Below are 10,957 nucleotides of genomic sequence, written 5' to 3' on the forward strand. Positions count from 1 at the left end.
GTAACTGTTAATTACTATTTTTAACTCGAATCATGGTCATAAAAATGGAACCAGTGAGTGCAAGTACAGCTGAAATTACAAGAGCATTTTCCCAATGGCCACTATCAAGAATTTTTCCATAAATGACTGCCGATAAAGCACTCCCGAGATAGAAAGAAAGTTGGCGTATACTTGTCGATAATAGTGTTCTCTCTTTCGCGAACCCCGTAATAGCAAGCGTATCAAGAAGTGGCATCAGACAATAATTAAGTAAAAGCCTGATAAAATACAAAGCGATAAAAACCGCAACTGACATATGGAGAGACTGAGCATAGATGCATATGAATGTTAGCACTCCAGCGATAATGACAGTTGGTTTAAGGGAAAATCGTTTAACCAACAAAGGCGCAAAAATTGCTCCAACAATACTAATGACTTTGTCCCCCCCCATTATAAGAGAGATTTCACTGACATTCATTGAATACGCAAGATTGAATACAATATTAATGAATCGAAATATCAAAGTAATAGAGCCGCCAAGCAAGGAAGAGGCAACAAATAGCACAAAAAAATTAAACCATTCAGTTTCCCTACCCCTTGAAATTTTTATTCCCTCTTTGTCTGGTTCAACAATTCCATCTAAAGATCTCAATCGGAAATAAATCATCAATATGGCAGAAAAAAAAGATGCCACTAGAATAAACTGATAGTTTACTAGATTAGCCGCACGAGAATAATAAGTTATTAGGCTAACTATAACTGATCCCACCATAGCTGCCCCCAGATAGGAAATGAAGAAACAGCTAAATAGCGCAGTACGGCTACTTGCTTCAACATTTGATCCTACCAATGAATTTCCGAGCGATAGCAACGCAATCATGCCAGATAAGATCAACCCTAACGTTAGTGCACTCGCAGTTATTGTTGTCAAGAAGGGGAGTAAAATGAAAGGGAATGCATAAATGAAGGAAGAATAGATAAGAAGACTTTTCTGAGAAACTTTCTTACTCAGATAAATCAAAGGCACTACTGCTGCGGCCATCATTATCATTGCAATGGCGTAAATATGCCCTGTATCTGATTTATCAATCCCACGAATTTCCAGATAGAAATTATAAACAGCATCAAACATGCCATTACTTAGCCCCATTAAAAAAGTCGCAATCAGGAAATTCCTAACCGCAGGACTAAACCTCTCTATTTCTTTTAACATTTTTATTCTTTTTCTCCCTTTCTGATTAATTTCCTACCTGTAAACTCCTCAATTAGTTTTTCCCCAGTCAGCCATTCACCGTATCCTGCAGCTGTATGAATATGTCCAGCACCAGGAATTACTTTTATTTCACTTCCCCATGCGGAGGCCAGCTCATGAGCTCGTTGCAATGAAAGATGCTCGTCGTTATCGCTACAAATCAGAAGGGAAGTTATAGAAAGGTTCTTGGTAGGTAGCGGCCTTTGCTGACGAATATCCTCCAGAGCATCCTGAGCGTCAACGTCAGCAAGCGCAACCATAACTGCATAGATGACCTTCTCACTGGCGTAAGATTCTGCCCATTGGGCTACGCTAACAGCGCCACAACTATGCCCGATTAGCACGATGTCACCTGTAGTATTCTTTATTGCCTGATCCAGACGCTCTACCCATGTCTGGCGACAAGGATTATTCCAATCATCCTGTATGACACGGATAACATTCGTATACTTCCTTTCCATGTAAGACTGCCAATGTTCAGGACCAGAGTTAGTATAGCCAGGGACAATCAGATAAGTAGTTTCCATTCATTCCTCACATATGGGGTAATTTTTCAGGTTCGATATTGATCCCAAATCGAGATGAAAGAAGTAACGATAGTTCTTCTCGGTTTGCTATTTCGTTTGAAGAAGAAGACAACCCATCGACCTCAGTGAAAATGTTGTTGCGTATACTTATACGCCCATTTTTCGTTGGCATACTTGCCACATTGTTCATGTTGAGGAGACTATTTGGTGAATACAAAGTATAGAAATACGCCATATCAACATCTTCAATCGTTGTTTCAATATCATGAAAAGCATAAATATCTTCCCACAATGCATCCGGTTTACTATTTTCTTTCACTGAGACGATCCATCCATGCTTGTGACATTTACTTACACGAGAAGAAAGAAAAGAATGTTGGTGCTCATACCCATCAGCTAAAAGTAAAGGGGCCCTTGGGCCTTTAGCCCCATAACCAATGTCGAAGATCCAATCTTTCTCCTCTATTGAAATAACGAATATCTGGTGGGTTGCAGGGGTAAATATCGGTGTTAACAATCTGGCCAATCGGCACCTATATATAAATCCAACATGTTCTAGAAAAGGTTTAAGCAAAACAGAAAATTCAAAACAAATCCCTCCTCTTCTATTTCCTAAGATGGATTCGGCTATAGTTAAATAACTAATTCCCTTGGATGCATTTTCTTTCATGCTCATATTTTCAAATGGAATTGAATATATGTGAGCACAATGCAATTTAAAAAGATAACTTACATCTGAAATAGTAGGGGCGGAAATATTTATACGAGAAGTGAAACGTAGCAAATCGTTCATAAAACTCTCCATGTATTTCCTACAGTTACTAGATAACCGTAACCATAGATTCCATTGAAATGTACGAATTGAAAACGTGATAATACGGCTTAATTTGCAGTATGCAATGTTAAAAATCATGATTTATTTTGTAAAAAAACATTACTTGCTTTGTGGGGGGGTAAAACATACATATCTCATTGATTCTATATAATATAGTTAATAATTATATAGTTATCACTATATGAATTTTTATTTAAACGAAATAATTAAAAATTAAAATAATTACGTCATGTTATTTATAGGTATTTATTAAATGCTCCGGTGATCAAAGATAATATTACGCCCAACAACACCGAAGCGGGTAAGAGCAACAGATTAGGCCATGTAGTGGTCATGGAACAGGTTGTCGAATGGCAGGCAGGAACTGGCAGGCGAACTGGGATAATTTGTCCACGTTATTCGCTTACCCACCGGACATTCGTAAAGCGATCTACACGACGAATGCTATTGAGTCGCTAAACCGCGTGATCCTGCATGCCATCAAGAAACGAAAGGTGTACCCAACAGATGACTCTGCGAGGAAAGTGGTGTGGCTAGCGATCCAGTCGGCATCAAAAAAATGGACGATGCCGATACAAAACTGGCGGCTGCCGATGAGCCGCTTTATTGTCGAGTTTAGTACCGCCTAGACGGTCATTTCTGAGAAAGGCATTTACACAGAGTCGTGTACAGGGTCCCGTGACTGTCGCTGGCGCAGAGTAGGGAATCGAGCAACGCCCTGATTAGGGCGTTGTATCGCGATGATGACGAGCTGTTGTGATGAAACGAGTGTTATGACGATTGGTCGTTTTCTGGCGCTGCGGCGGGCTTTTCTTCCGTAGACAGTTTCGCTTCCAGCTCGGTCATACGCTGTTCCAGGCGAGCAATCTTCTCGCGCGTGCGGAGCAGAACCTGCGTCTGAATATCGAACTCTTCACGGTTCACCAAATCCAATCGGGTCAGCTGTGCCTGCAAGACCTGACGAATTTTTTTCTCCACATCATCACCCAATTCCCGGATACCTTTTGGCATAGATTCATGCACTTGACGGGCGATTTGCTCAATCTTCTTTGGGTCAATCATGTCGCTTTCCTGATTAGGTTATGTAAGTTATTACTATAGCAAGTGTAATGGGTATAAATAAAATCTGACATCGGCTTTGCACATATTCAGCATGGTTTTACTGTAATTCAGAATAATTTTACTGTAATCCAGCAGACGTTTTGCCCTATTTCCTGTTGTGGATCAATTGCCCTATCGAGGTATTAGCGTTATAGTAAACCCGCTTATTCTCAGGGCGGGGTGTAATTCCCCACCGGCGGTAAACCAGTGAACGCAGTCTCTGCGCACTGGAAGCCCGCGAGCGCTCTCGCTGTTTTTTCCGATATTAATTATCGGTTTCGCAGCGTGGGGTCAGCAGATCCGGTGTAATTCCGGGGCCGACGGTTAAAGTCCGGATGGGAGAGAGTAACGGTATCTGTCGGGCTATATGCCCGCTCGCGTTATTTTTGTTAACTATTACTATGCAACCAGTAGTAGTGGTTACTCCTCAAGCTCGCCCTGATTCTGGTAATCCATAATAACATTGAGGTTTTTTACCATGAATCAGACATTACTTTCTGAATTTGGCAATCCTACCGAACGCGTAGAACGCGCACTTGATGCATTGCGTCATGGCCGCGGCGTGCTGGTGTTGGATGATGAAGATCGTGAAAATGAAGGTGACATGATCTTTTCCGCTGAAAATATGACCGTTGAACAAATGGCGCTGACGATTCGTCACGGTAGTGGCATTGTGTGCCTGTGCCTGACGGAAGAGCGTCGCCAGCAGTTGGAATTGCCGATGATGGTGGAGAAGAACTCCAGCCATTATCAAACGGCATTCACCGTGACGATCGAAGCCGCCGAAGGCGTGACGACTGGCGTTTCGGCTGCCGACCGCTTAACCACCATTCGTGCCGCGATTGCGGATAACGCCAAGCCGAGCGATCTGAATCGCCCTGGTCACGTATTTCCGCTGCGTGCCCAGCCGGGTGGCGTGTTAACGCGCGGTGGTCACACTGAAGCGACGGTTGACCTGATGACGCTGGCAGGCCTGAAGCCGTCTGGTGTTCTGTGTGAACTGACGAATGATGATGGTTCAATGGCGCACGCGCCGGAAGTGATCACATTTGCCAAACAGCACGATATGCCAGTACTGACGATTGAAGATCTGGTGGCTTACCGCATCGCGGCAGCGCGCAAAGCTAGCTGATTCACGCAGTGTATAGAAATAAGAAGGGCCGAGTAATCGGCCCTTTTGTATTTTATGGCGTTAGGTTTTTTAACGGCTAACCGGTGCTTACGGCTTTCTTGCCAGCAGCGTTGCGAAGCGCAGCTTGATGCGGTTACCCTGCGCATCGGTCTTGTGTAGCTCACCCATATCCTCGTTGTATTTGAGGATCTCCCAATCGGCGTAATAGTTCTTCAGCTCGTTTTCTTTAAAGGTAAACGAGAAAGGCAGTGGGCACGGACAATCTTCTGTCGACATCGCGGCGATAATCAGGTTATAGCCGCCGTTAACGGTGTTGTCCTGCATATTGCTGATGATGTGCGGAATGCGATCGCGTTCCAGAAACATCAGCACGACGGTCGACAGGATAAAATCGTACTGCTCTTTGATTTCCGCCAGATTGATGTTGTAAACGCCCGCTCGGATGTTTTCCAGCGCTTCGCTCTTGATGATGTTATTCAGCGAATCAATGCTTTGCTCGTGCTTATCACAGGCCGTGACGTCAAACCCGCGCAGGTTCAGGTACAGCGAATTACGCCCACCACCGCAGCCTAAATCCAGCGTTTTACCCGGTTTGATGTGCTGCATGGCGTTGATCACTTCGGAATGGGTACGCGTCAGACCGTATTTTTTATGATATAAATCTTCCGCGGAGCAGAAAAAGCTGAGCTGACATTCGAGATCGTCAGAGAACGAGACGATGCGGTGCCACGCCTGTGGTTCAACAAACGGCGGCTGGTTCTGTTCGGAGAACTGGAACGTCTCCAGCGTTTCGCCGTCTTCGGTCAGCATGGAGAAGGTCATTTCCCCTTTCAACACGGTCAGTTTTGCCCAGGTGCCTTCCTGCGTGTTGTGCTTTTCCTGAAACGCGGCAGGCAGCGTCTGGCTGTTCCACTGCGGCATCTTCTTATAACAAATGAGATCTTGCATCGTTACCTCGGTCTGTAAATTCTAAAAGGCATGGCCGTATTCTATTAATCCGCACGCAGGTTGACCAGAAATATGTATTTTAAATGCATTATTTATTTTGCTGTCTCAGTCCGTGGTTTAACTCACTGTGGAAAGCTGTCGCAGCAGTGGAAATGCCTCTTTCATTCGCTCACCACCGACCACAAAGGCGCGTAGCACCTGCTGACTATCCAGCGCTTTTGCCACCATCCCCTGTTCGTTCCATTCCTGCTGCCAGTGCAAATCACTGCCAGTGGTATCGCCTGCCATCTGTAAGGGAAACAGCGGCGTCTTGATTTTAACCAGCATTGGCGGCAGTGTCAGCGCCTCACTGGCACCCAGCAGGTTTTTCGCCAGCGTAATCGCGCTGAGCTGAATCGGTTGCAGGAAAGGCAGGAGCTTACTGCCAATCTCCGCGCAGTCGCCCAGTGCATAAATCAGTGGATCGGTAGTCTGTAACTGCGCATTGGTCTGGATACCTTTCTGCACCATTAACCCCGCCGTTTTCGCCAACTGTGTGTTGGCCTGCAAACCGATAGCGGAGAGAACCTCATCTACTTCTACAGATCGACCATCGGTAAATGTGGCCTGTACGCCGGTTTCGGTTTTCTCCAACTGTTGCAGGGTTGTGTTCAACTGCAGAGAAACGCCCTGCTGCGTCAGCGTGAATTGCAGGCGCGCGCTGACTTCGGGCGGCATCAACGCGGGCAGAATGCTGCTGGCACAGTCAACCAGCGTGACCCGTTTTCCGGCGCGACCCAGATCCATCGCCAGTTCGGTACCGATGAGCCCGGCACCGAGCACCAGTATGCGTTCAGCCTGCCAGAGCCGACTTTCGTGGGTGCGATATTCCTGCTGACTATTGAGCGTCAGCATATGTTCGCGTCCCGGAATCGGCGGCACTATCGCGCTGGCACCGGTTGCGAACACAAGCTTGTGGTAGTCATAGCGATCCGCGCCGCAGATGACCTGTTGCGCATGGCGGTCAATGGCGGTGACGCGCGTATTGGCCAGCAGCGCAATGCGGTTTTCTTCAGCAAACGCGGTTGCCGACATCTTGGTCAGATCGTCGGCGTGCTGTTGCAGACTCATCACATGACTCAGATCCGGCTTGTTGTACTCATCGCCGCTGTCGGCAGTAATCAGGCGGATAGGGCAGTGCGCATCCAGCTTGCGTAGCTGCCGGATGAGCTGGCGGGCGGCAAAGCCCGCGCCAATAATCACAATATCTTTCATCATCCTCTCCTTAGCGAATCGGATTGAAAACGTCTTTGCCCAGCCCGCATTCTGGGCAGAGGAAGCTGTCTGGTACGTCCGACCACATGGTGCCCGGTGTGACATCCTGCATCGGTTCGCCGAGTGCCGGATCGTAGATCCACTGGCAGACGCTGCACTGCATACAGCCGTTTTCTGACTGTGCCGTTGGCTGTGCGGTTGTCTGTGGCGCAGCGACTTCATTGCATCCGCAGGCGCTCTCGGTAGGAGCGCTCACATTCTGCGGGGCGGTTTGCGGTGCCGCAGCGGTCTGTTTTACGGGCGAGATGACGCGACGGGCAGGCGTATTATCCAGCGGATGCAATGCCCACTGACGCGCGATTTCGCGACCGTGTTCGCGACAAATTTCCAGCGCGGAACCATCAGGACGCCACTTGGTTTTCAGCGCCAGCGTGGTTTCGAAACCAGCGTCCATCAGACGGGTTTGAACGCGGTCTACCGCGCCGCCGTTCCAGCCGTAGCTGCCGAACGCCGAGGCTTTCTTGTTTTGGAAACGCAGACCGGTGATCTCTTCCAGCATGGCGGCGACCTTCGGCATCATCACATTATTCATGGTGGATGAACCGACTAGCACGCCTTTCGAGCGGAAGACCTGTGTCAGGATCTCGTTCTTGTCGTGACGGGCGACGTTGTAAATTTTTACCGCGACGCCGGGATCGACATCGTTGATACCTTGCGCAATGGCGTCGGCCATCATGCGAGTGTTATTGGACATGGTGTCGTAAAACAGCGTGATGCGATCTTCCTGATAGCTGTCTGCCCACTTCAGATACAGGTGAATGATCTGGGCAGGATCGTCACGCCATACCACGCCGTGTGAGGTCGCAACCATCGACAGCGGCAGGTTAAAGCCCAGCACTTCGTGGATCTTGGCGGTCACCAGGCGGCTGAACGGCGTCAGAATATTGGCGAAATAGCGTTGACACTGCTCGAACAGTTCAGTCTGATCGACTTCGTCATTGAACAGGTGCTCATCGCAGTAGTGCTGGCCGAACGCATCGTTACTGAACAGCACGGCGTCCTCGGTCATGTAGGTCATCATACTGTCCGGCCAGTGCAGCATCGGCGTTTCGATAAAGATCAACTGCTTACCGTTGCCGATATCCAGTGTGTCGCCGGTTTTGACCGTGTGGAAATTCCACTCAGGGTGGTGATGGTGACCGGTAATGGAATCGATCGCGTTGTGAGTGCAGTAAATCGGCGTGTTGGGAATACGCGCCATCAGCTCGCTCAGCGCGCCGGCGTGATCCTCCTCGGCGTGGTTGATCACGATGTAGTCAATCGTATTCAGATCCACTTCCGCCATCAGGTTTTGCACAAACTCACGGCTGAATTTGTGATCGACGGTATCGATCAGCACGGTTTTTTCTTCGCGGATCAGGTAGCTGTTGTAGCTGCTGCCTTGCAGCGTCTTGTATTCGGTGCCGTGAAAATCACGGACTTCCCAGTCGCGTTGTCCAACCCAGTGGATATTGTTCTTAACGTGAATCGTCATGTTCTGAAACCTCAATAGTCATAGTCGGGAATATGCTGTAGAGATTGCAGGAAGTGTGCCAATTTTTAATATATTGATTTATAAAGTTTTAATAAATAATAATTGTCAAAATGACATACTTTATCTATTGTCTTAATGACACAGGTTCTGTCATTAGGACACACCATGACGCTCTCTATTAACGCCCTTGCCCGTATCGCTATCGAACTGCAAATGGGGCTATCGAATCAGGATCGTTTCCAGCGCTTAATCAACAGCCTGCGCCAACTGTTGCGCTGTGATGCCTCGGCGCTGTTGCGTTACGAGAATCAGCTGTTCCGCCCGCTGGCGATCGACGGTCTGGCACCGGATGTACTGGGGCGACGCTTTCGCCTGTCCGATCATCCGCGTCTGGAGGCGATTGCCCGCGCGGGTGACGTGGTGCGCTTTCCGGCTGATAGCCAGCTTCCCGATCCCTATGACGGCCTGATCCCCAGTCAGGAGGATCTTAAGGTGCATGCCTGCGTCGGCCTGCCGCTGTTTGCCAATCAGAACCTGATCGGGGCACTGACCGTGGATGGTATGGACCCTTTCCAGTTCGACCATTTTAGCGATGAGGAACTGCGGCTGGTGGGGGCGATGGCGGCGGCAGCGCTGAGTAACGCGCTGCTGATGGAGCGCCTTGAGCGGCAGTTGCCCGCGCCGGTGCGGGCTGAAAGTCCGGCGGCGGAAAGCGTCGAGGAAATGGTTGGACTGTCGGAACCGATGCAGCGGTTGAAGAAAGAGGTCGATATTGTCGCGGGCTCCGATCTGAACGTGCTGATTATGGGAGAAACCGGCGTCGGCAAAGAATTGGTGGCGCGAGCGATTCATCGTGGTTCCAGCCGGGCAAGTCATCCTCTGGTGTACCTGAACTGTGCTGCGCTGCCGGAGTCGGTCGCGGAGAGCGAGCTGTTTGGTCATGTGAAGGGGGCGTTTACCGGTGCGATCCACCATCGCACCGGCAAGTTTGAGATGGCGGATAACGGCACGCTGTTTCTGGATGAGATTGGCGAACTGTCGCTGACGCTACAGGCGAAGCTGCTGCGCGTTTTGCAGTATGGCGATCTCCAACGGGTGGGTGATGACAGCAGCCTGAAAGTGAACGTGCGCGTGCTGGCGGCGACCAACCGCGATCTGCGGCAGGCGGTGCTGGATGGGGCTTTCCGTGCTGACTTGTTCCACCGTCTGAGCGTGTTCCCGCTGTCTGTACCACCGCTGCGTGAGCGCAGTCAGGATGTGGCGCTGCTGGCGGGATTCTTCTGCGAGCGCAGCCGCGTGCAACTGGGGCTGGCGCGACTGGCGTTGACGGCAGATGCGGGCGCGCTACTGGAGCAGTACGACTGGCCGGGGAATGTGCGCGAGCTGGAACACGCTATTTACCGTGCCACCGTGCTGGCAAGAGCAGGGCAGGAATCGGGCGAGGTGCTGTTAGGCCCTGAGCATTTCAATCTTGAACTTCCCGCTCAACCTGCTCATTCCGCCACGGGATCGTCGAATGCTATCGAGATAGAGCCAGCCTATTTCATCAGTGGCGGCCTGCGGGAGGCAACGGACGACTATCAGCGCCGGATCATCCAACAAACGCTGGCACGCCATGAGGGCAACTGGTCATCCTGCGCCAGAGAACTGGAAATGGACAGCGGCAACCTGCACCGTCTGGCGAAGCGGCTAAAAATTAAAAAAGATGTTTTTTAATTCGGCAGCTATCACTTTTAGATAAAAAAGATCGCTGATTTTTAGTGGCGTAAAAGGGGCTGAACCGAAAGAGGCTTTCAGGATGAGCCGCATGGATGCGGCGAAAACCAGTGCCGCGTCGGACAAAAACGTCAGAGACGTTTTTGAACAGCACATGTGCTGGCCCGAAGGGCGAGTCTCATTTATGAGACGAGTCATCGCGTCACTGGTGGTCCGTTAAAAAGCCTCTGGCGGTGAAGGTATCGCGTAGCGACCCCGTTCCGCCAAAAAGCCTGAGGTCAAGGAGCAGCGGCGATTGGCTGCTCCTTGTCGGGTGCGTGCAGAGAATCTGCATGAAAATACCGATTGTTATCGCACACGAAATATCGCCTAACTTCTAACCGCCGTAGGGCTTCCTTAACCGCACTTCACGCACTTGGCGCTCTGAATCACCTGGAAGAAATCGTTGCCTTTATCATCGACCAGAATAAAGGCTGGGAAATCTTCGACTTCGATTTTCCAGATGGCCTCCATTCCCAGTTCAGGGTATTCGACGCAGGTCAGGCTCTTGATGCTGTTCTGCGCCAGAATCGCTGCCGGGCCGCCGATGCTGCCAAGGTAGAAGCCGCCGTGTTTATGGCACGCGTCGGTCACCTGCTGAATACCAGCGTACTTGATGCCCTCAGTGTCAGCATAGTTG

The 10,957-nt window shown here is 49.6% G+C and carries 10 protein-coding genes, 1 pseudogene and 1 riboswitch; of the genes and pseudogenes, 3 read left to right on the plus strand and 8 right to left on the minus strand.

What is annotated here, in order from left to right:
- Positions 1-7: 7 nt before the first annotated feature.
- From H0248_RS20450 to H0248_RS20460, 3 genes are read right to left on the minus strand one after another with little or no spacing between them, the layout of a single operon-like run.
- Positions 8-1,192 (minus strand): MFS transporter, encoded by a 1,185-nt coding sequence (locus H0248_RS20450; protein ID WP_116155485.1) that lies wholly within the window; start codon positions 1,190-1,192, stop codon positions 8-10.
- Positions 1,193-1,194: 2 nt separating this feature from the next.
- Positions 1,195-1,758, minus strand: coding sequence for an RBBP9/YdeN family alpha/beta hydrolase (locus H0248_RS20455; protein WP_116155486.1), 564 nt, complete (start codon positions 1,756-1,758; stop codon positions 1,195-1,197).
- 7 nt (positions 1,759-1,765) lie between these two features.
- Positions 1,766-2,551 (minus strand): arylamine N-acetyltransferase family protein, encoded by a 786-nt coding sequence (locus tag H0248_RS20460; protein WP_116155487.1) that lies wholly within the window; start codon positions 2,549-2,551, stop codon positions 1,766-1,768.
- Between the two features lie 401 nt (positions 2,552-2,952).
- On the opposite strand from H0248_RS20460, the pseudogene H0248_RS20465 reads away from it, so the two are divergent.
- Positions 2,953-3,236, plus strand: a pseudogene (locus H0248_RS20465) (transposase); the annotation flags it as partial.
- A gap of 128 nt (positions 3,237-3,364) precedes the next feature.
- Here H0248_RS20465 and ubiK read toward each other — a convergent pair.
- Positions 3,365-3,655, minus strand: a complete 291-nt coding sequence (gene ubiK, locus H0248_RS20470) for a ubiquinone biosynthesis accessory factor UbiK (RefSeq protein WP_039472052.1) — start codon at positions 3,653-3,655, stop codon at positions 3,365-3,367.
- A 201-nt stretch (positions 3,656-3,856) separates the two neighbouring features.
- Positions 3,857-4,045: riboswitch (FMN riboswitch) on the plus strand.
- Positions 4,046-4,172: 127 nt separating this feature from the next.
- On the opposite strand from ubiK, the gene ribB reads away from it, so the two are divergent.
- The gene (ribB, locus tag H0248_RS20475; protein ID WP_102118232.1) at positions 4,173-4,826 is read left to right on the plus strand and encodes a 3,4-dihydroxy-2-butanone-4-phosphate synthase; all 654 of its coding nucleotides are present in this window, start codon (positions 4,173-4,175) and stop codon (positions 4,824-4,826) included.
- Between the two features lie 87 nt (positions 4,827-4,913).
- Here the strand turns inward: ribB and tehB are convergent, their stop codons facing one another.
- From tehB to norV, 3 genes are all read right to left on the minus strand, one after another.
- Complete coding sequence (tehB, locus tag H0248_RS20480; RefSeq protein WP_180787290.1) at positions 4,914-5,774, minus strand: SAM-dependent methyltransferase TehB; 861 nt, start codon at positions 5,772-5,774, stop codon at positions 4,914-4,916.
- 117 nt (positions 5,775-5,891) lie between these two features.
- On the minus strand, positions 5,892-7,028 hold the full coding sequence (gene norW, locus H0248_RS20485; protein ID WP_180787295.1) for an NADH:flavorubredoxin reductase NorW: 1,137 nt from the start codon (positions 7,026-7,028) through the stop codon (positions 5,892-5,894).
- A gap of 10 nt (positions 7,029-7,038) precedes the next feature.
- Complete coding sequence (norV, locus tag H0248_RS20490; protein WP_180787291.1) at positions 7,039-8,562, minus strand: anaerobic nitric oxide reductase flavorubredoxin; 1,524 nt, start codon at positions 8,560-8,562, stop codon at positions 7,039-7,041.
- A gap of 165 nt (positions 8,563-8,727) precedes the next feature.
- On the opposite strand from norV, the gene norR reads away from it, so the two are divergent.
- Positions 8,728-10,278 (plus strand): nitric oxide reductase transcriptional regulator NorR, encoded by a 1,551-nt coding sequence (norR, locus tag H0248_RS20495; RefSeq protein ID WP_180787292.1) that lies wholly within the window; start codon positions 8,728-8,730, stop codon positions 10,276-10,278.
- Positions 10,279-10,674: 396 nt separating this feature from the next.
- Here the strand turns inward: norR and H0248_RS20500 are convergent.
- Positions 10,675-10,957, minus strand: a 283-nt coding sequence (locus tag H0248_RS20500; RefSeq protein WP_180787293.1) for a fumarate hydratase C-terminal domain-containing protein, incomplete at its 5' end; no start/stop codon positions are given.

It is taken from the genome of Pectobacterium brasiliense (genome assembly GCF_013449685.1).
GTDB classification, from domain to species: Bacteria; Pseudomonadota; Gammaproteobacteria; order Enterobacterales; family Enterobacteriaceae; genus Pectobacterium; species Pectobacterium brasiliense_A.